Genomic DNA, 18157 nt, shown 5'->3' on the forward strand with positions numbered 1-18157 from the left:
TGCCGCAACCGTCGACGTCCCCTCTCCCCCGCGGGGAGAGGGCAGGGTGAGGGGGCTCCGGGCGCTGGTATCAACGAGATGCAGAAGGGAGGCATTCGATGTCATCGCTCCATCCCCTTCAATTGCATCGTCACATAATCCTCCGTCAGCCCGATCGAAGCCTCGATACTGATCGGTGCCGATTTCAGACTTTGGCGGATATAGAGCCCGTCGATCATCGCCGCAGCGCCTTCGGCAATGCGTTCTGCGGCATCGGCGGCACAGAGCGGCTTCAGATTGGCGAGCAGGTTGGAGCGCAGCCGCCGCGCATAGATCACGAGGAACCGGCGCGTCTCCTCGGAGCTTTGCGCTTCGGCATAGAAGGCGAGCCAGGCGGCGATCGTCTCCGGCGCGAACTGATCGGCCTGGAAGCTGACGCGGATCACTGCGGAGAGTTTTTCACGCGGCGTAGCGGCCGCCTTCAGCGCTGTCACCGCGTCGTTGCGCAACTGGCGTAGAAGCGAGCGGACCGTCTCGATCAGCAGCTGTTCCTTGCTGCCGAAATAGTGGTGGGCAAGGGCGGGGGACACACCAGCCTGCCGGGCGATTTCGGACATGGTGACGGTCAGCGAACCGTGATCCCCGATCACGCGCAACGCGGCATCGACAAGCGCCTTGCGGCGCACGGGTTCCATTCCAACCTTCGGCATGATGTCCAGCTTTCCAGATTGCTAGCACCTTATTTTTGATTGACTGACCAATCAATAAAAATCTTTCGTGCTCCCGCCTCGAAACACAGCCCTTTCCGGATTGCAATTCTGCAGCATATCAACCGGAACAGGAGGTGCGTCATGGCAAGCGTCTTGGGAATGCCGTCTTCGTCCCTGCAGCCGAAATGGATGTGGTTCGCCGGGCTCGGCGTGTTGCTGATGATCTGCGGCCTCATCGCCTTCGCAAACCTGTTTGTCGCCACCGTCGCTTCGGTCTATTATGTCGGCATGCTGATGCTGGCAGGCGGCATCGTCTATCTCGCCCATGCCTTTCAGGTGCGGGGCTGGGATCACATTCTCTTCTGGGTTCTGAGCGGCCTGCTCTATGTGCTGGCCGGCGTCTTCGCCTTCATCAACCCGATCCTGGCCTCGGCGGCGCTGACGCTGTTTCTTGCCGTCGCCCTCATCATCGCCGGGGTCTTCCGCGTCTTCATCGGCCGCCGAATGAAACCGGTGAAGGGCTGGGGCTGGATCGTCGCCAGCGGCGTTGTCACCGCGCTTGCCGGCTTCGTCATCGCCCTCGGCTGGCCGGTCAACAGCCTCTGGATCCTCGGGCTCTTCCTCGCTGCCGACCTTTTGCTGCAGGGCTCCACCATGCTCGCTTTCGGCCTGGCGCTGCGGCGGAGTTTATGACCGTAATCCACAGGCCCGATCACGGATTATTTCTTTTTTTGACAAGCATATGACGCAGGTCTAAAATTAACGTATACCAAGGCAGCGGCGATTGGACAGCCGGTAAGAATGCCAAGAATGGTCATGCGTCCCCCGTTGGGCAGGTTCTGCCCGGCAAAACGAAGGGAGGAATTTCATGCCGATGGTCACAGTTTCCATATCACCGGTACAGGCAGCAGGCATCCGTGATGCCGTCGATAGCGGCGGTTATGCATCGAGCAGCGAAGTCGTCCGCGAGGCCTTGCGTCTATGGGATGCCGCCCGCAAGCTCGGCGAATACAAGGACGAAATTCTCGATGGCGAAGGCCATGCGGGGAGCGGCCGCTGCGTGGCCGACATGTTCGCGGATCACGAAGCGGTCCGCCGCCGGTCTGCATAGCTAAACGGCTGATAAAATAAGAGAAAGCTGAAATGTTTTGTGGGCGCCACGGGCGCCTGCAGCTTTCACAAAAGTTTCACATTGGCGAAAGGGTTCGTTGACCCTTCTCCTCCATCTTCGCTGCGAAAAACAAGAATTCACAGTGGAGAATGGCATGTCTTTGACTGCCGCCGTCGAGCCCGGCGTCGTTCGCCGCTATGCCAGCGATCAGATCGTGACGCTTGCAAAGCTCGTCGTAGAAAACGCCTTCCAACCGATCGTCGAGGCTGGCACCGGCACCGTATTCGGTTACGAATCCCTCATGCGCGGGCAGGAGCGCATCGGCTTCGATTCCCCGATAGAAATCCTCGACGAGGCCTTTCGCGCCAATCAGCTGCTGCCGCTGGAGCAGATGGTCGCCAGCCGTGCGCTCGCCAAGTTCGCCACCCTCGGCAACTACGCCACCTCGACACTCTTCCTCAATCTCGATGTCCGCCTGATCCCGCATGGCGACCGGCTGATCGAAAACCTGCTGCAGCAGTTGAAGGCTGCAAACCTGCCACCGTCCTCCGTCTGTTTCGAGTTTTCCGAGCGTTTCGACAACACCAGCGTGCCGGAATTCGAGGCGCTGGTGTCCAAGCTGCGCCGCACCGGTTTCAAGCTGGCGATCGACGATTTCGGCGTTGGCCACGGCGAGATGAAGCTTCTGTGCGACTATGCCGTCGACTACTTGAAGATTGACCGGCATTTCGTCGCCGATATCGACAGCAAGCCGCGCAAGCGCCATCTCCTGAAGAACATTGTCAACATCGCCCATGTTCTCGGCACCCGCGTCATCGCCGAGGGCATCGAGACCGAAGCCGAATTTCTGGCTTGCCGCGAATATGGCGTCGATCTCGTCCAGGGCTGGTTCATCGCCCGCCCGACCACGCACATTTCCGAGCTCGTTCCGGCCTTCCCCCATCTGCAGGATCTCGGCAAGAGCAAGCGCAACACCCAGTCGCTCGACGAAATCCTGATCCGCAAGCAGATCGAAATGCTGCCGACGGTGTTCGAAAACGACAGCATCGATACGGTCTTCGAACTCTTCCGCCGCAATCCGCGCCAGGCCTTTTTCCCGGTACTGAACGCCAATGGCGAGCCGCGCGGCATCATCCACGAGCATCATCTCAAGCAGTATATTTACCATCCGTTCGGTCGCGATCTGCTGAAGAACAAGATGTACGAACGCACCATCTCGCAATTCGTCGAGATCGCCCCGATCGTCAGCCTCGACAGCGATGCCGAACGGCTGATGTCGATCTTCGCCAATATGGAAGGCAGCAACTGCCTGATCCTGACGGACAACATGCGCTATGCCGGTGTCGTCTCCGCCGCATCGCTGATCAAGGTGATCAACGAGAAGCAGCTGAAGATTGCCCAGGACCAGAACCCGCTGACCGGCCTGCCGGGCAACCACGCGATCCGCGATTTCATGCGCCAGTCCGGCCGCGACGGCGATGACGTCAGGCATTTCTGCTATTGCGACTTCGACAATTTCAAACCGTTCAACGATGCCTACGGCTTCCATCTCGGCGACCACGCGATCTCGCTGTTTGCCGCCTTGATGCGCCGCTATTTCTTCGCCGAACGCCACTTCCTCGGCCATGTCGGCGGCGACGATTTCTTCATCGGCGTTGTCGGCTGGACCCAGGCCGAGCTTCGCGAAATCCTCGATCGGCTGATCAGCGATTTTCATGAGGACGTGCTGGCCCTCTATTCGGATCAGGACCGCGCCAAGGGCAGCATCCGCGGCCACGACCGCTCCGGCGCCGAGGCGCTGTTCCCGCTGATGCGCTGCTCGATCGGCGTGCTGGAATTGCCCGACGGCCTCGTCATCGACGACATCAACCGCGTCGGCACCGAGATCGCCCAGGTCAAGGCGCATGCCAAGGAAAGCATCGACGGTCTGGTCTTCAATCATCTGGGCGAGGCGAATTGACGCCTTTGCCACTTCCCGCCTTTCCAAGGCGGCAGGGCTGAATTATCTCCTGTGCTTTCGGAATGAGGAGACCGGATATGCCCCTGCCGTCGACCATGCGTTACGTCGATCTTCCAACCTTCGGCGCCCCCGAGGCGATGAAGATCGCCAGCGGTCCGCTGCCGGTTCCGGGCGAGGGGCAGATCCTGGTGAAGACGCTGGCCATCGGCGTCAACCGCCCTGACGTGGCGCAGCGCCAGGGCACCTATCCGGCGCCGAAGGGCGCCAGCCCGATCCTTGGCCTCGAGCTTGCAGGCGAAGTCGCCGCCATCGGCCCCGGCGTCTCGGGCTACACTGTCGGCCACAAGGTCTGCGGTCTTGCCAATGGCGGCGCCTATGCAGAATATTGCCTGCTTCCGGCCGGTCAGGCGCTACCATTCCCGAAGGGTTACGATGCCGTCAAGGCCGCCGCCCTGCCGGAAACCTTCTTCACCGTCTGGGCCAATCTCTTCCAGATGGCGGGCCTGACGGAAGGCGAAAGCGTCCTCATCCATGGCGGCTCCAGCGGTATCGGCACGACGGCAATCCAGCTCGCCAAGGCGTTCGGGGCCACGGTCTATGCGACCGCCGGTTCGGCCGATAAATGCGACGCCTGCGTCAAGCTCGGCGCGACGAGAGCGATCAACTACAAGACCGAGGATTTCGCTGAAGTCATCAAGGCGGAAACCGCGGGCGAGGGCGTCGATATCGTCCTGGACATGATCGGTGCCGCCTATTTCGAGAAGAACATCGCCTCGCTGGCGAAAGACGGCTGCCTGTCGATCATCGCCTTCCTCGGCGGTGCGGTGGCTGAAAAGGTCAACCTGACGCCCATCATGGTCAAGCGCCTGACGGTCACGGGCTCGACCATGCGCCCGCGCACCGCCGAAGAGAAGCGCGCCATCCGCGACGATCTGCTCTCCCAGGTCTGGCCGCTGCTTGAAGCCGGGACGGTCTCCCCGGTCATTGACAAGGTTTTTGCGTTCGACGACTTCATCGAAGCGCATCGGCTGATGGAGACGAGCTCTCACATTGGCAAGATCATGCTGAAGGTCTGAGTGTCACCCGACTGGTGTCATGCTCGGGCCTGCATTTGCACCGGCTGACCTAGTGGTTCGCTAGATCCTTGGGACAAGCCCGAGGATGACGAAGTTGGGTTGGGCGCTCTCGCTGTAGGCGGAGACGATATCATCTGGCCGTCATCCTCGGGCTTGTCCCGAGGATCCAACGACCCCCTACTTCACCTGCAGATATTCAGCCGAGGATGGCCGCGAGAGGCTCAGGCCGCCTTGTCCCGCAACGACAGCGCCGTGATCACCGTCACAATCCCCGGCAAAGCCATCGCAGCGTAAAGCCAGTGCGCCGCCGCAATATCGCCTGCGATCCCACCGGGGTGAACCAGCCCAGTGCTGTTGGCGATGACCCCGGCGATCGCCGCGCCGAAGGCGCTGCCAAGCGATTGCACGGTGGAGATTGCCGCGGACGCCTTGTCCTGTTCGGAATTCTGCACCAGCTGCAGCACCTTGGTCACCAGATGCGCCCAGCCGAGACCGACGCCGAAGCCCATCATCAGCATCGCGAAGGCCGCCGGAGCGAGGATCACGATCTCGGCCGTCTGGTTTTCGCGCGCCAGAAGCAGCGCCAGGGCTGCCGTCGAGAGTGCCTCAATCACGCATCCGGCGATGATCGCCTTGATGGCGGCCGGGCCCTTGAGATTGCCGCTGAAGAAGGCGGCAAAGGTCCAGCCGAGCGCCACCAGCGCCGTCAGATAGCCGGAGATCAGCGGCGTCACGCCATGCAGCGCCTGCAGGAAATAGGGAATGTAGATGTCGCTGGTCAGCACGATCAGCAGCGTGAACATGGTGAGATAGACGCGCGCCACCGGCTTGCTGAGCGTCACCGCGCCGGTGGGCAGCAGCCGTGTCCGCCCCTGCCGCTCGATGACCAGCATCAGCGCGATGGCGATGACGGCGAGAGCGACGAACACCGCCTTGCCGCCGGTCTGTTCCAGCGTTCCGGCAATGCTGACGAGGAGCACCGCGCCGATCAGAAGGCCGATCTGCACGAAGGGTATGCGTCCCTCGGCACGATCATCCGTTGCCTTCGGCAGCAGCCACGGCGCCAGCACGGCCATCAGCACGCCGAGCGGCACCAGGACGATAAAGGCATGCCGCCAATTGCTGCCATCGGCAAACAATCCCCCGGCGCTCGGACCAAGCAGCGTCGCGACACCCCAGATCGCCGCATACAGCGTCGAAGCCTTGGGCCAGAGCGGCTCAGGAAAGGCAAAGCGCACGAAGGCATAGGCAAGCGCTGCCAGAATCCCGGCGCCATAGCCCTGGATCGTCCGTCCCACGAGCACGACTTCCATCACCGGTGCGGCGGCGCAGACGAGGCTGCCCGCGCCGAACAGCACGGCGCCGAACACATAGGCAATCCTGAGCCCCATGCCGCGCGGCCGCATCGCTACCGAGATCGAGCCGAGCACTGCCGCCGCGACATAGAGCGTCGTTACCCAAGAGAGCAGCGGCAGCCCGCCGATATCGCGCACGATCGACGGCGCGATCGTCGCCATGATGTAACTCTCGACCGCATAGAGCGTCACACCGCCGCCGAGCATCAGCGTGGCCGGAAGCAGGCGAGGGGTGAAAAGCTGGAGGACGGAGGATTTGGGCGCGGCGCCCTGTTCGATGCTGGTCATGCCTGTATGCCTTGATGTGTTTTCCCTGGCGGAAGATTATTTTCCAATTTATAAGTTGGAAAATTGCATGCTTGTGTTATTAAAACAAGCGTGGACTTGGAAAAATAAATGCGCCAATCGCCTGCCAACCGTATCCTGCTTCTGCTCAAGACCGAAGGCCCGCAGCTCGGCCCTGCCGTCGGCGGCCATCTCGGCATTTCCGCCGAGGCCGCCCGCCAGCAGCTGACCAAGCTCGCCGAAGAAGGGCTCACCGAGCCGGTGAGCGAACCGTCGTCCGGCCGCGGTCGCCCGAAACAGCTCTGGCAGCTCACCGCCGCCGGCCATCAAACCTTTCCGGATGGCCATGCCGAACTCACTGCAAGCCTGCTTGCCAGCATCGCCGAAAAGCTCGGCCCCGCCGCGCTCGACACCGTCATATCGGCCCGCGAAACCGAGACGCTCGCCCGCTACCGGCAGGACGTTTCGGCTCCAGCGCTTGCCGACCGCGTCAGCCAGCTCGCTGCCATCAGAAGCCGCGAGGGCTACATGGCCGACAGCTGGCAGGAGGAGGACGGCTCCTTCATGCTGGTCGAAAACCACTGCCCGATCTGCGCTGCCGCCACCGTCTGCGCCGGCTTCTGCCGCTCCGAGCTCGAAACCTTCCGCAGCGTGCTTGGCGCCCAAGTCGAGCGCTCCGAACATATCCTGCTCGGCGCCCGCCGCTGCGCTTACCGGATATCGGTCTAGGCTGCGCTCAGCTGCCGCTTGCCACTTTCCAGCACCAGCAGGAAGGCGATCGCCCCGAGCCCGGCAAGGGCGGCGATCTGCGCCGTCCCCGAATAATCCGTCAGCGTCGTGCCGATCGCGAAGATCGTTGCGGCAACACCATTGCTGATGAAGACGCTGACCGAGATCAGCGAGCTGCCGAGCCCCGGCCGGTCGGCGATCAGGTCCTGCAGATAGGTGATCGGTACGCTAAGGATGGCGGCTGCCCCACAGGCATTGATCAGAACCAGCGAATAGATATGCCACGGCGCCGAGGCAAACCCCGCCAGCGTCAGGTAGAGACAGTAGATCAGGCTGCCCGCGGCCAGGATATGGACATTGCGGAAGCGCTTCTGCAGCGCGCCCCACATCATCATGAACGGCATTTCCAGGAAGGCGACGAGGCCCGCCATGAAGCCGACATCGACCACCGTGCCACCGGCCGGATGGGTGATGATCAGCGGCGACAGCATGGTGTTCAGCCGCTGCAAGCCGAGCAGCAGCGACATGGCGATGATGCGCTTGAGGATATAGGGCTGGGCGATCCGCTTCAGCGACGGCAGGAAACCCGGCGCATCGGCGAGCGGCCCCGACGATTTCGGCGTCTTCCCCGCAAAGAAGAAATACAGGCAGAAGCAGGTGAGGCTTGCCGCCCCGGCAATCCCATAGGCCGGCGTCATCGACTGCGCGGTCGCCAGGTAAAGCCCGATCACCCCCGGCGCCAGCGCCCAGGATCCCGAATAGAGCGCCCGAACCGTCGAGGAGATAGATCCTGCCAATCCCCGATCCATCGTGTTGGTCGTCGCGCGGATGCTGGCAAACAGGATCGAATAGGTGGAATTGCTCGCCGGGATCAGCAGCAGCACGCAGAGAATGAACACCGGCGCGGTATGAAAGACAAAGACCGAGCCGAAGCCGATCATGCCGCAGACAGATAACGCCAGCACCAGCGGCCGCCGGTCGGCCATCCGGTCCGACCATATCCCCAGCGTCAGGCTGGTCGCCACATTGGCCAGCGCCGAGAAGAACACCAGCGCCGAATAGGCGCCGTCGCTCATCCCAAGCTCGTTGATGCCGATGATCGACTGATAAGGCAGCGTCGAAGCATAGGTGAAGGCGAGCGCCACCAGTGTGACGGCCGGAATGCGGATTTTCGGTTCGCGGAGGATGACGGAGAAGGCAGAGGGCATGACTGTGATTCCTGATGCGCTACCTCTAATCCTGCCTGCTGCCATCGAAAAACGATTGTTTGTGATACGAGGCTCAAGTTGTGTGATGGGCTGCGACGGTGCGTGATTGAATCACTTCAGCGCCGAATCCATCAAAACGAGGCTATCCCCGGTGCTGGTGACCAGTCAGTCCATGCTGGTGATAGTCGTCGAGCCGAATGAACAGATATGTGAAAACCGAACGCATTCCGTCTCGCGCATTGCTCAAAACGACGCTCAATACCATTAGAATGGCTCCGAGCACTGCAAGCTCAGCCGCGATGATCAACAGAGCCAGAGGGCTTCTGAAAAGTATGCTCTTGGTTGCCGAGTTCAGATACCCATCAAACATTTCGGGGATGCCTTTTCCCACCTTCTCGACCGCGTCCAGCATCTCGTTGTCTCTATCAGAGAAAAGTGACGCGATACCGAGGAAAGGCAGGGCAACTGCCACCAGCCAAGGGGCGAAGCCACGTGAGCTCATGTAATCCTCCTTTGCAAGGAAGGATTTGACCTCGTCAGGAGTGGCTTCGTTAACGAGAAGCTTCTTCGCAAAAGATAGAGCTTCCAATCTCTTCGCTTCCGCATGGCGGCGAAGGATCGAAGTCACGAAAAAATACGCGACTATAATTGCGGTCGCTAAGATGATTAGGTTGGTGTCAGTCATTGATCATCTCGGTTCTTGAGAAAATCCTCTTCGCGCTTCCGCGCATAGCGATGCGGTTCCAAGATTAATATATAGAATGCAAACGCAATTATCATCAGGCAAGCCGTCATCACGGCCCAGTTTGAGATAAAGAACGCGTAAGCGGTTAAGAGAATTGCGAATAAGTAGTCTAGGTATCCCTTGTCGCGCATATCGCGATAGGCAGCTGGAATGTCATTATAGCCACCTGCCAAGCCTGCGATCACTAGGTATAAACTCCAGACGGGAAATACGACAAACCACCATATCCACCGTAAAACCGACACTGCCGCTTCCCTCCCAGCGCCGCGACCTCACAACTTTCCTGCTGCATTTTTAGAATGCTCCGATTGCCTCCTGCTGCGGAGCGTCTGGATGCACGCGGGATAATTGTGGAAGCTATACGTTAATCGCAGCCAGGGTGTAAAGATCGCCATCCGATCGCGCAATTTTATCAGCGGTCACGCATATTTATCTGCGCCATCCCTCAGATCCCAACCCGTCCGAACGCCGGAACCTTCACCCCCGGATTGGCGATATCGACGCCCGCCACCAGTCCCATGAAATGCACCTCGAAGCCGCTGCGCACGCCAGCCGCAAAGCCGATCAGGCCATAGAGCGTCGCATGCATGTCGCGTCCGTCAGGGTCGATCTCGAAGAAGCGCCCGTCGGTCAGGAAATCCCGGCCGACGGCATCGGGGGGCAGCACGGTGCCGAGTTGCGGCACGGCTCGAAGTACATGGGCGACGAAGCTGTTGGAGTTCGGGCCCGGATAGATCCGGTAATCGCCGGTCGCGGCAAACGGATAGGACTGGATCGCCGCCTCGACAGCCGGGATCAGGGCTGCCGCTTCCGGCCCCTTCAGCGCCCGTACGATATGAGGCGTGTTTGAGTACCAGTAGGCATCCGGCTGATAATTGTTGCGGCGGATCGGCGAGCCCCACCCGACCTTGTCGTAGCGGTTATAGGCCTCGTCGCCTGTCCCTTTCGTGACGATCCACGAATGGCTGGCCACAGCACCCTTCATCCCGCCGGTCGCCGCCGAAAGGATGTAGATCGCCGCCTCGCCATCGGCATCCGCTTTGGGCAGTACGCCCGATGACGTCCACTTCGCCTCGCGCCAGCTCTTCGGCCGCTCCTTCAGCGCCCACCATCCGGCCGAAGCCAGCGCCGGAAGCAGGTAGATGACGAGTATCGCCAGAAACAGCCGCTTCAAAAACCGCATAGTCGCCAAAGCCCCCGAACAGCACCGATAGGACGATATTCCCGATCATGATGACGCAATTGCGCCTGACGGCGGGCTGAAAGGCGTTGCTTTATCGGCGGACGGCGCTATGCCTTCAGCATCCCTGTCAACCACCCGGAATATCCCCCATGTCCAATCCCGTCACCGTCGAAGTCACCCGTGGTTCGCTCGTCGAAAGCCGTCATCGCGGCATGGTGGTTGCGGTCGATGGCGATGGCAAGGTGGTGTTTTCGCTGGGTGATGCGGATGCCGCCGTTTTCCCGCGTTCTGCCTGCAAGGCGATGCAGGCGCTGCCGCTGGTCGAAAGCGGTGCTGCCGATGCCTTTGGGTTCGGTAACAAGGAGCTGTCACTGTCCTGCGCCTCGCATTACGGCGAGGATGCACATGTGGCGCTGGCGGCCTCTATGCTGGCGCGCGCCGGGCGCGATGAAAGCGTGCTCGAATGCGGCACGCACTGGTCGTCCAATCAGGATACGCTGATCCATCAGGCCCGCACGCTCGACAAGCCGAACCCGCTGCACAACAATTGCTCCGGCAAGCATTCTGGCTTCGTCTGCACCTGTGTTCATCAGGGTGTCGAGCTGAAGGGCTATGTCGGCTACGATCATCCGCTGCAGCAACAAATCCGCGGCACGATGGAAAGCCTGACGGGCGCCGTGCTCGCCCATGACAATTGCGGCATCGACGGCTGCGCCATCCCGACCTATGCCGTGCCGCTGAAGCGGCTTGCCCATGGTTTCGCGAAGATGACGACGGGCAATGGTCTCGAGCCGATCCGCGCCAAGGCTTCGAAGCGGTTAATGGAGGCCTGCATGGCCGAGCCCTTCTATGTCTCCGGGACCGGCGGCACCTGCACGGCGCTGATGCAGATCGCCCCCGGCAAGATTTTCGCCAAGACCGGCGCCGAGGGCGTCTTCTGCGCCACGCTTCCGGAGCAGGGAATTGCTGTCGCGCTGAAATGCGAGGACGGCACGACGCGCGCCGCCGAAGCCATGATCGCCGCCACGCTCGCCCGGTTTTTCGAGAAGGGCGGCGAAACGCACGCGGCCTTGATGGCGATTGCCACCCGGCCGATCCACATTCGCAATGGCGCAGTGGTGGGCGAGGTGCGCGCCACGGCTGCGTTCGCCTGATCATCCGTGCCGTTGCGGCACATCAGCCCTACAAAAATCAGCAAATACTAATATGGATTAAACCAATTCCGGCGACGGCGCGTGCGGCCGCCGGGATTTGTCCTACAATGGCGCGGCTTTCGAAACGTGGGGTTTCGATCTCGATGCCATGAGGGCAGGATATGTTTGCAGGCCGCTACATCTGGTGGATGCTGATCGCTGTGGCGATCTTCCTGTTCTTCTCCATGTGCTTCGATTACGTCACCTGGATCGTCGTCGCTGTCTCCGGCTGCGCTGAAGTCGCCGGCTCCTGCGGGCCGATCGTCGTCAGCATGTCGGGCGCCATGAAACCTGCCGGCATGGGCCTGGCGAGCCTGATCATGGTGATCTGCACCGTGGGGCGGCTGCGCTATCTGCGGTGCGGATGGGGTTGGGCCGCAGCGGCACTCGTCTGGTTCTATGCCTCGACCGCCTTTCCCGGAATCCTTGCTGCCGGCTGGACTGGCCAGCTGCGACCGGAAATGGTGGCAGAAAGCCTGCCTGCCGCCTTCCTGTTCATCAATGTGCTCTGCGCCTATCTGGCGATCCCCTTCGAGGAAGGGCGCACCGTTCCGTTCGGCGAATGGCGGTGGCTGCGCGCGCTTCTCTGGTTCTGCGCCGCCTATGGCACGCTGACTGCTTTCGCCGAAACGCCGGGCTTCGGCGCCGCGCCCGCCCGCTTCATCGGCATGCCCTGGCTCGCTGAGACGCTCGCCGGGGCGCAGGCGCCGCTGGAAGCGGTGCTTGATCTCGGCACCGGCAGCATGGTCCCTGCCTACGCGGTGCTGGCGATGTTCGCTGCCGGGCTTGGCGCGACGCTGCTACCGCAGGATGCGGCGGTCCTGCGCGAGCGCCTGCTGGAGCCGTTCACGCTTCGAGGATCGCGCCGTTGAGCGCGCGGTAGGGCGCCAGCCGCTCCTCGCCGATCCCTTCGGGGACGATCATTCCGGAGACGTCGCCGATGCCGAGCACAGGGCAGGGCGAGGCGCGGTCGAGCTTGTCTTCCGTCAGCATCACATAGGTCTCCACCGAACAGCGGGCGATATGCCGCTTGATCGCCGCCTCCTCGAAATCGCCGGTCGACAGTCCGTGCACGGGATGGGCGGCGGTAACCCCGAGAAAGAAGATGTCGGGCCGGAGCTGCGCGATCGCACTCATCGCGGCTGCCCCCGTTGCCACCATCGAATGCTTGTAAAGCCGCCCGCCGGTCAGGATCACCTCGGCCGTCGGGTGATGCTCCAGCTCGGCGGCGATCGTCGGGCTGTGGGTCGCGACCGTGAAGGCGATGTCGCGCGGCAGCCGCCTGGCGATCTCCGCCGTCGTCGTGCCGCCGTCGAGAAAGATCATCTGCCCGGCCTTCACCATCGCAGCCGCAAAAGCGCCGAGCCGCTGCTTGGTCTCCGAAGCAACCGCGCGCCGGGCCGAAAGATCAGGCAGATCGGGCGAAACCGGTAGCGCTCCGCCATGCACCCGCCTCAACAATCCTTCGCCCGCCATCTCCCTGAGGTCACGGCGGATCGTGTCCTCGGACAGCGAGAACTCCTCGGCAACTCGCTTGGCAATCACCTGGCCGTCCCGGCGCAGGATATCGAGGATCAGGGATTTGCGTTGTGTGGTCAGCATTGTCCTGCACGAAAATTTACGAAACTCCGCGATAATGCCCATTACGACTCGACATGCAAGCAATTTCGCGCATTATCGTGAAATCCCGTGCATGATGCCGGGAGTTGTGGAGTTTGGTCATGTTGATTTTGATTGCCGGTCCCTACCGGTCGGGAACGGGCGACGACCCGGTGAAAATGGCGACGAACCTGAAGGCATTGGAAGCGCCGTCCTATGTGCTGTTTAAGGCGGGCCATGTGCCGATGATCGGCGAATGGGTGGCGCTGCCGGTCTGGAATGCTGCGGGCGGCACGACGATCGGCGATGCGCTGCACGAGGAAATCTTCTATCCCGTCGCCCATCGTCTGCTTGAGCTTTGCGAGGGCGTGCTGCGCCTTCCCGGCGCATCCAAGGGCGCCGATAACGACGTACGGATTGCCCGGGAGCGGGGCATTCCCGTCTGGCACCGGCTCGAGGATGTGCCGGGCTGCGCTGCGGCGGCGTGACCCGGTTGCCCCTCATCCCAGCGACAAGGATGGGGTGAGGGCGCATTTCGAATGCGTCCAATTTCCCCATGGCTGCCCCCGCGCCGCCGCGATATATCATCTCCCCAAAAGGGAGATCACCATGCTGACATTCTATTTCGGCCAGGGTACCTGCGCGCTGGCGACGCTGATTGCGCTGGAAGAAGCGGGCCTTGCCTATGAGCCGAGAAAGCTCAGCCTCAAGGACGGCGAGCAGCGCTCGCCTGAGTACCTGCAGATCAATCCGAAGGGCCGGGTTCCAGCACTGGTCACCGATCGCGGCGTGCTGACCGAAGGCGTTGCCATCCTTGCCTATATCGCCCAAATCGCGCCGCAGGCAAAGTTGGCGCCTGTTGACGATCCCTTCGAATTCGCCCGCATGCAGGCCTTCAACAGCTATATCGCTTCGACCGTGCACGTGAACCATGCGCATAGCCGCCGCGGCAGCCGCTGGGCCGATGATCCCGCCGCCATTGCGGCCATGGCCGCCAAGGTGCCGCAGACCATGGCTGAGAGCTTCCAGATGATCGAAGACAAGATGCTCGAAGGCCCCTGGGTGATGGGCGGACAATATAGCGTGGCCGATCCCTATCTCTTCACCATGGCCAGGTGGCTGCCCGGCGACGGTGTGGACATGGCGCGGTTCCCCAAGGTCTCCGCTCATCATGCGCGGATGCTGGAGCGTCCGGCGGTCAGGGCGGCGCTGGCTGCCGATCAGGCCTGACGGCTGAAGGTGGCCGCGAGCCTCTTTGGCGCCCGGAACAGCCAGGCATTGATCAGCCGCTGCCGCAATTCGCCGTCGCCGATATTGGCGGCGCGTACCGGCAGCGACGGCCATCCCCTGTAATGGTCCGTCTGGAAATAGATCTCCGGCGCCATCTCGATCAGGTGCTCCTTGTCGGGAATGGCTATCGACAGCACCAGGGTGTCGTTGCTCTTCACCGAAACGAAGGCCTTGCCCGCGACCTTGAGGGCAGGGTTGCCAAAGGACGTGCTTTCTTCCACGCCCAGCAATCCCGCTTCGGCTGCAAGCCGGATCAGGCGGTTAAAGAGGCTGTCCATTGTGTCGGCCGTCATGGCTGCTCCCTATCCGCGGGTCACCGTGCCCGGAGCCCGTCAGATTGCCTGAAGCACTAGATGGGGCACACGCTCGTCCCTTCCTAATGCCACAACTGCAGCCAAAACTCACGCACACCTTGAAAGCCGTGGCAGCTCGTAGCGTGTCGGCTGCGGCGCCGGGAAGGTTGACGGGAGATCGGCGAGTTCGCGCTGAGACATCGCGGCAATCGCGCGATCGGCGGCCGGCTCGTTGATCTCCCGTTCGTGCTTGGAGTCTCTGTCGCTCCAGAAAAACTTCAGCAATGACATGGCTTGCCTCACTTTCTCTATTGCCGGCTTCTCACGATAGCATGCTTGGGAGGCGCTGCTTATGTTGAGGTCCGGTACAAGTTATGCCCCGAGTATCGGCCTCAGCTGTCCTCATTTCAATTGAGTTTACCCGCAGTTCGCTATAGAAAAACTATATGCGAAATCTGAACTCCGTTCATCTGAATGGCCTGCGCGCGCTGGAGGCAGTTGGTCGTCTCGGCTCGCTACAGCTGGCGGCCGATGAGCTCGGTGTCTCCGTTGGTGCCGTCAGCCAGCAGGTGATCAAGGCCGAGGCGCAGCTGGATCAGTTGATCTTCGAGCGCACGCCTAAGGGCATGGTGGTGACAGAGGCCGGTGCGCCGGTGCTGGCGGCGCTGAGCGAAGGGCTGTCGCGCCTCTCCGAAGCCGTGTCGATGGCGCAGAAGACGGACGAGACGACGCTGACGATTTCGGTGGCGCCGGTCTTTGCGGCGCGATGGCTGGTCTACCGCATCGATCGCTTCGCCGAACAGTTCCCCGATATCAACCTGCGGATCGACGCCACGACCAAGCTCGTCAATCCGGCGGCCTCGGATGTCGATCTCGGTATCCGCGTTGGCAATGGCCAGTGGCCCGGCGTCAGGGCCGAATTGCTGCTGGAGCAGGAGGTGTTTCCGGTCTGCGCGCCACGCATTGCCGAAGGCCTTCGTGAGCCGCGCGATATCCTGGAGGTTCCGGCCATCATCGACGGCAAGGCGATGTTCACCTGGGAAGTCTGGATGCGTGAAGCGGGTCTCTCGGGCTCGACGCTGACGACACGCCATGTCTTCAACGACGCCTCGCTCTGCCTCGATGCCGCCATGGCGGGGCAGGGCGTGATGCTCGCCTGGCAGACGCTGGCGGGCTATTCGCTGCAGGCCGGGCAGCTGGTCGCCCCGTTCGGCATCCGCGCCAGGACCGGCTTCGGCCACTATTTCATCACTGCGGAAGGAACGCGCGAACCGAAAAAGGTTCGCGCCTTCAAGGATTGGATCCGCTCCGAAATGCGGGAAACACTGGCGCTGTTTGCCTGATCAGACAGGCTCGTTGGTGCGCCCGGCCTGCATCTTCAGGTAAGCCGGCCGCGACTGGCAGCGCTTGATCCAGGCGTCGATATTGGGACGCACATCGAAGAGCGCCTGCTCGCTCTGCGCATAGCGCAGCACTTCGGCGACGTTGAGGTCGGCTGCCGTGAAGCGATCAGCCGCAATCCATTCCCGCCCGGTAAGATGCTGTTCGAGCACGTCGAGCGGCCGCTTCAGCTGGCGTGATGCTACCGCGATCACCGACTTGCCGCCTTCGGTTTTCTCCAGCGCATTGTCATAGGTCTTGACGAGCTGAATGGTTTGCACCTCGACCTCGGATGCGGCCCAGATGGTCCACATGTTGATCAGCGCATCTTCCTCCAGCGTCTTCGGCGCCAGCGGGCCGCCATGCTTCTTGGCGAGATATTCGGTGATCGCCAGCGACTCGTGCATGACAAGATCGCCGTCCTTGATGCTCGGGATCAGCGCCATCGGATTGATGGCGAGAAATTCCGGCGAGCGCGTGTTCAGCGGTGCGCCCGCCGCTGCCGGGTCGGCAAGCCGGTGAGACTGCAGCACCGGGATGTATTCGAATGGAATGCCGAGCTCCTCGGCCATCCAATAGACGCGCGATGCGCGGGAGCGGTAAACGCCGTAGATCTTCAGCATGTCGATGTCCCCTGATTTGCTGCCGCGAAACTACGGTCGCCCCGGCGCGCCGGGAAGGGGGTGTCCCTGATGAATCGATGAAAGCTTGTGATGGATGTCAGAGGACACGATTGCGCTCGACCGTCAGATGCGGATAGGCACTGCCGTCCGATTGTGTCAGATCGCCCGAAACCTTCTTTTCCCAGGCATAACCGAACACCGCCCCGTCTTTCATGGCTTCGAAGATGTTGTCGGTGATCACCGCCGTTCCCGCACCATCCGCCACCGACACCGCGCAGCCAACGGCCGATTGCCGGATGACGTTTCCGGTGACCACCAGATTGCGCAAATATGGTCCCCAGCCGAGTTGCAGGGCCCAGTAGGGCGCGCCCTCGATGACGTTGCCCGAGATGACCGTATCCGCCTCGGCGGCGATGCCGGTGCCGAAAGCGACATCGGGCTTGTAGGGACCCTTGAGCGTCAGGTTGCGCACCACGTTGCCGGTGATGCTGACCAGCCGCCCGCCCTCGTTGAAATTGGCGATCGAGATGCCGTTCGCGGCACCATCGACAAGATTGCCTGACACCACCGCCCCCTGAAAGGCGAATTCGACATAGATGGCCGTCTCGCCGGAGCGTAGGCACTGATTGGCGCTGATCTGCACGTTGTCGCCAGAATTGGCGCGGATGGCGGTAAAAGCGCAGTCGGAAATATGGTTGTTGGCGATCATCACCCCACCGGCACGGAAGACGTTGATGCCGTTGCCGTTTTCTCCTGTGCCGCCGTCATCGGCGCGGATGCGGGCAATGCGGTTGCCCGTCACCACGCTGTTGTCCTCGCCCTTGTCGTATCGGTGCACGAGAATGCCGCCATTGCCGCAATCGCCAACGGTATTGCCGTCGATGGTCAGCCCCGTCGAATTGACGGCGAAGATGCCTGCCTGCCCGGCACCGGAAAAGCGTGAGCGCTCGACCCGCCCGGCGCAGCCTTCCAGCCGCAGGCCATGCTTGGCCCCGCCCCGGAATTCGCAATTGTCGATCGAGAGCGCGCTGATCCCGGTGAGCTGCACCATCCCGCCGTTCAGCTCGCCGCTGGTGCCGCCGTCGCTCTCGATGACGATGCCTGACAGTTCGATGCGCGCGGCACCCGCGGCTGAATTCACCGATCCCCGGTGCAGGATGCGCGAGGCGCCGGATACGCCGGCTATCCGCGTCCCGTCAGGCAGCATCAGGTTTGTCGCCTTGTAGGTGCCGGGCGGCAGGTAGAGCGGTGCGCCGCTTCTCGCCGCCTCGTCGATCATCGCCTGCAGGCTGCCCTTCGGCAGACTTGAAGCGTCGAGCGCGCCGCGCAGCGCTGGTGCTTTGCTGGCCGCCGAGGCGCGGCTTGCGGAAATCAGGGCAAGGCTGGATACGAAGAGCCCAAGTATAGCCCGGCGGTTGTACATGTCAGACCTTTCGCG

Annotated in this window: 21 protein-coding genes; 10 read left to right on the top strand and 11 right to left on the bottom strand. The window is 61.9% G+C overall.

What is annotated here, in order from left to right; all coding sequences use genetic code 11:
* Positions 1-101: 101 nt before the first annotated feature.
* Positions 102-689 (bottom strand): transcriptional regulator BetI, encoded by a 588-nt coding sequence (betI, locus tag AC1DIJ_RS13205; RefSeq protein WP_112386389.1) that lies wholly within the window; start codon positions 687-689, stop codon positions 102-104.
* Positions 690-830: 141 nt separating this feature from the next.
* Here betI and AC1DIJ_RS13210 point away from each other — a divergent pair, with 141 nt between their 5' ends.
* The 4 genes from AC1DIJ_RS13210 to AC1DIJ_RS13225 all read left to right on the top strand — a co-directional run bounded on the left by AC1DIJ_RS13210 (position 831) and on the right by AC1DIJ_RS13225 (position 4836).
* Positions 831-1382, top strand: a complete 552-nt coding sequence (locus AC1DIJ_RS13210; protein WP_112386388.1) for an HdeD family acid-resistance protein — start codon at positions 831-833, stop codon at positions 1380-1382.
* Between the two features lie 175 nt (positions 1383-1557).
* Entirely contained in the window at positions 1558-1800 is a 243-nt protein-coding gene (locus tag AC1DIJ_RS13215) for a ribbon-helix-helix domain-containing protein (protein ID WP_112386387.1), read from the top strand.
* Between the two features lie 154 nt (positions 1801-1954).
* Positions 1955-3760: an EAL domain-containing protein gene (locus AC1DIJ_RS13220; protein WP_112386386.1), complete on the top strand. Its 1806-nt coding sequence runs from the start codon at positions 1955-1957 to the stop codon at positions 3758-3760.
* Between the two features lie 77 nt (positions 3761-3837).
* The gene (locus AC1DIJ_RS13225) at positions 3838-4836 is read left to right on the top strand and encodes an NAD(P)H-quinone oxidoreductase (RefSeq protein ID WP_112386385.1); all 999 of its coding nucleotides are present in this window, start codon (positions 3838-3840) and stop codon (positions 4834-4836) included.
* A 221-nt stretch (positions 4837-5057) separates the two neighbouring features.
* Here the strand turns inward: AC1DIJ_RS13225 and AC1DIJ_RS13230 are convergent, their stop codons facing one another.
* On the bottom strand, positions 5058-6479 hold the full coding sequence (locus tag AC1DIJ_RS13230; protein ID WP_112386384.1) for an MFS transporter: 1422 nt from the start codon (positions 6477-6479) through the stop codon (positions 5058-5060).
* Positions 6480-6587: 108 nt separating this feature from the next.
* Between AC1DIJ_RS13230 and AC1DIJ_RS13235 the strand changes: the two genes are divergently transcribed.
* Positions 6588-7205, top strand: coding sequence for a helix-turn-helix transcriptional regulator (locus tag AC1DIJ_RS13235; protein ID WP_112386383.1), 618 nt, complete (start codon positions 6588-6590; stop codon positions 7203-7205).
* Here AC1DIJ_RS13235 and AC1DIJ_RS13240 read toward each other — a convergent pair.
* The 4 genes from AC1DIJ_RS13240 to AC1DIJ_RS13255 all read right to left on the bottom strand — a co-directional run bounded on the left by AC1DIJ_RS13240 (position 7202) and on the right by AC1DIJ_RS13255 (position 10341).
* Complete coding sequence (locus AC1DIJ_RS13240; RefSeq protein WP_112386382.1) at positions 7202-8413, bottom strand: MFS transporter; 1212 nt, start codon at positions 8411-8413, stop codon at positions 7202-7204. The two genes, AC1DIJ_RS13235 and AC1DIJ_RS13240, sit on opposite strands and share 4 nt — an antisense overlap.
* A 142-nt stretch (positions 8414-8555) precedes the next feature.
* Positions 8556-9098: a hypothetical protein gene (locus AC1DIJ_RS13245; RefSeq protein ID WP_112386381.1), complete on the bottom strand. Its 543-nt coding sequence runs from the start codon at positions 9096-9098 to the stop codon at positions 8556-8558.
* A complete protein-coding gene (locus AC1DIJ_RS13250; RefSeq protein ID WP_148194306.1) occupies positions 9095-9343 on the bottom strand; it encodes a hypothetical protein in 249 nt (82 codons plus the stop codon). The genes AC1DIJ_RS13245 and AC1DIJ_RS13250 overlap by 4 nt, the downstream gene beginning before the upstream one ends.
* 260 nt (positions 9344-9603) lie before the next feature.
* Positions 9604-10341: a DUF3750 domain-containing protein gene (locus tag AC1DIJ_RS13255; protein ID WP_112386379.1), complete on the bottom strand. Its 738-nt coding sequence runs from the start codon at positions 10339-10341 to the stop codon at positions 9604-9606.
* Between the two features lie 149 nt (positions 10342-10490).
* Here AC1DIJ_RS13255 and AC1DIJ_RS13260 point away from each other — a divergent pair, with 149 nt between their 5' ends.
* Both AC1DIJ_RS13260 and AC1DIJ_RS13265 read left to right on the top strand, forming a co-directional pair.
* Positions 10491-11495, top strand: a complete 1005-nt coding sequence (locus AC1DIJ_RS13260; RefSeq protein ID WP_477831418.1) for an asparaginase — start codon at positions 10491-10493, stop codon at positions 11493-11495.
* A 161-nt stretch (positions 11496-11656) separates the two neighbouring features.
* Positions 11657-12406, top strand: a complete 750-nt coding sequence (locus AC1DIJ_RS13265; protein ID WP_112386377.1) for a hypothetical protein — start codon at positions 11657-11659, stop codon at positions 12404-12406.
* Here AC1DIJ_RS13265 and AC1DIJ_RS13270 read toward each other — a convergent pair.
* Complete coding sequence (locus tag AC1DIJ_RS13270; RefSeq protein ID WP_112386376.1) at positions 12381-13136, bottom strand: DeoR/GlpR family DNA-binding transcription regulator; 756 nt, start codon at positions 13134-13136, stop codon at positions 12381-12383. The genes AC1DIJ_RS13265 and AC1DIJ_RS13270 overlap by 26 nt on opposite strands.
* 119 nt (positions 13137-13255) lie before the next feature.
* Here AC1DIJ_RS13270 and AC1DIJ_RS13275 point away from each other — a divergent pair, with 119 nt between their 5' ends.
* The gene (locus AC1DIJ_RS13275) at positions 13256-13621 is read left to right on the top strand and encodes a DUF4406 domain-containing protein (protein ID WP_112386375.1); all 366 of its coding nucleotides are present in this window, start codon (positions 13256-13258) and stop codon (positions 13619-13621) included.
* 121 nt (positions 13622-13742) lie between these two features.
* Entirely contained in the window at positions 13743-14363 is a 621-nt protein-coding gene (locus AC1DIJ_RS13280; protein ID WP_112386374.1) for a glutathione S-transferase family protein, read from the top strand.
* On the opposite strand, the gene AC1DIJ_RS13285 is transcribed toward AC1DIJ_RS13280, so the two are convergent.
* Together AC1DIJ_RS13285 and AC1DIJ_RS13290 are read right to left on the bottom strand one after the other, a co-directional pair.
* Positions 14354-14716 (bottom strand): MmcQ/YjbR family DNA-binding protein, encoded by a 363-nt coding sequence (locus AC1DIJ_RS13285; RefSeq protein ID WP_112386373.1) that lies wholly within the window; start codon positions 14714-14716, stop codon positions 14354-14356. The two genes, AC1DIJ_RS13280 and AC1DIJ_RS13285, sit on opposite strands and share 10 nt — an antisense overlap.
* A 108-nt stretch (positions 14717-14824) precedes the next feature.
* Positions 14825-15007, bottom strand: a complete 183-nt coding sequence (locus tag AC1DIJ_RS13290) for a hypothetical protein (protein ID WP_112386372.1) — start codon at positions 15005-15007, stop codon at positions 14825-14827.
* A 155-nt stretch (positions 15008-15162) separates the two neighbouring features.
* Here AC1DIJ_RS13290 and AC1DIJ_RS13295 point away from each other — a divergent pair, with 155 nt between their 5' ends.
* A complete protein-coding gene (locus AC1DIJ_RS13295) occupies positions 15163-16059 on the top strand; it encodes a LysR substrate-binding domain-containing protein (protein ID WP_112386371.1) in 897 nt (298 codons plus the stop codon).
* Here AC1DIJ_RS13295 and AC1DIJ_RS13300 read toward each other — a convergent pair whose 3' ends face one another.
* Complete coding sequence (locus AC1DIJ_RS13300; RefSeq protein WP_112386370.1) at positions 16060-16719, bottom strand: glutathione S-transferase family protein; 660 nt, start codon at positions 16717-16719, stop codon at positions 16060-16062.
* 97 nt (positions 16720-16816) lie between these two features.
* Entirely contained in the window at positions 16817-18142 is a 1326-nt protein-coding gene (locus AC1DIJ_RS13305; RefSeq protein ID WP_112386369.1) for a TIGR03808 family TAT-translocated repetitive protein, read from the bottom strand.
* Between the last annotated feature and the right edge of the window lie 15 nt (positions 18143-18157).

Source organism: Rhizobium sp. 10N427, assembly GCF_056394605.1.

What these genes read in the sequence shown, in the direction of transcription:
- AC1DIJ_RS13245 (WP_112386381.1), bottom strand. Translation starts at nt 9,098, where the DNA reads ATGACTGACACCAACCTAATCATCTTAGCGACCGCAATTATAGTCGCG.
- AC1DIJ_RS13305 (WP_112386369.1), bottom strand. Translation starts at nt 18,142, where the DNA reads ATGTACAACCGCCGGGCTATACTTGGGCTCTTCGTATCCAGCCTTGCC.
- AC1DIJ_RS13220 (WP_112386386.1), top strand. Translation starts at nt 1,955, where the DNA reads ATGTCTTTGACTGCCGCCGTCGAGCCCGGCGTCGTTCGCCGCTATGCC.
- AC1DIJ_RS13210 (WP_112386388.1), top strand. Translation starts at nt 831, where the DNA reads ATGGCAAGCGTCTTGGGAATGCCGTCTTCGTCCCTGCAGCCGAAATGG.
- AC1DIJ_RS13285 (WP_112386373.1), bottom strand. Translation starts at nt 14,716, where the DNA reads ATGACGGCCGACACAATGGACAGCCTCTTTAACCGCCTGATCCGGCTT.
- betI (WP_112386389.1), bottom strand. Translation starts at nt 689, where the DNA reads ATGCCGAAGGTTGGAATGGAACCCGTGCGCCGCAAGGCGCTTGTCGAT.
- AC1DIJ_RS13275 (WP_112386375.1), top strand. Translation starts at nt 13,256, where the DNA reads ATGTTGATTTTGATTGCCGGTCCCTACCGGTCGGGAACGGGCGACGAC.
- AC1DIJ_RS13215 (WP_112386387.1), top strand. Translation starts at nt 1,558, where the DNA reads ATGCCGATGGTCACAGTTTCCATATCACCGGTACAGGCAGCAGGCATC.
- AC1DIJ_RS13265 (WP_112386377.1), top strand. Translation starts at nt 11,657, where the DNA reads ATGTTTGCAGGCCGCTACATCTGGTGGATGCTGATCGCTGTGGCGATC.
- AC1DIJ_RS13225 (WP_112386385.1), top strand. Translation starts at nt 3,838, where the DNA reads ATGCCCCTGCCGTCGACCATGCGTTACGTCGATCTTCCAACCTTCGGC.
- AC1DIJ_RS13280 (WP_112386374.1), top strand. Translation starts at nt 13,743, where the DNA reads ATGCTGACATTCTATTTCGGCCAGGGTACCTGCGCGCTGGCGACGCTG.
- AC1DIJ_RS13270 (WP_112386376.1), bottom strand. Translation starts at nt 13,136, where the DNA reads ATGCTGACCACACAACGCAAATCCCTGATCCTCGATATCCTGCGCCGG.
- AC1DIJ_RS13260 (WP_477831418.1), top strand. Translation starts at nt 10,491, where the DNA reads ATGTCCAATCCCGTCACCGTCGAAGTCACCCGTGGTTCGCTCGTCGAA.
- AC1DIJ_RS13290 (WP_112386372.1), bottom strand. Translation starts at nt 15,007, where the DNA reads ATGTCATTGCTGAAGTTTTTCTGGAGCGACAGAGACTCCAAGCACGAA.
- AC1DIJ_RS13255 (WP_112386379.1), bottom strand. Translation starts at nt 10,341, where the DNA reads ATGCGGTTTTTGAAGCGGCTGTTTCTGGCGATACTCGTCATCTACCTG.
- AC1DIJ_RS13295 (WP_112386371.1), top strand. Translation starts at nt 15,163, where the DNA reads ATGCGAAATCTGAACTCCGTTCATCTGAATGGCCTGCGCGCGCTGGAG.
- AC1DIJ_RS13230 (WP_112386384.1), bottom strand. Translation starts at nt 6,479, where the DNA reads ATGACCAGCATCGAACAGGGCGCCGCGCCCAAATCCTCCGTCCTCCAG.
- AC1DIJ_RS13240 (WP_112386382.1), bottom strand. Translation starts at nt 8,413, where the DNA reads ATGCCCTCTGCCTTCTCCGTCATCCTCCGCGAACCGAAAATCCGCATT.
- AC1DIJ_RS13235 (WP_112386383.1), top strand. Translation starts at nt 6,588, where the DNA reads ATGCGCCAATCGCCTGCCAACCGTATCCTGCTTCTGCTCAAGACCGAA.
- AC1DIJ_RS13300 (WP_112386370.1), bottom strand. Translation starts at nt 16,719, where the DNA reads ATGCTGAAGATCTACGGCGTTTACCGCTCCCGCGCATCGCGCGTCTAT.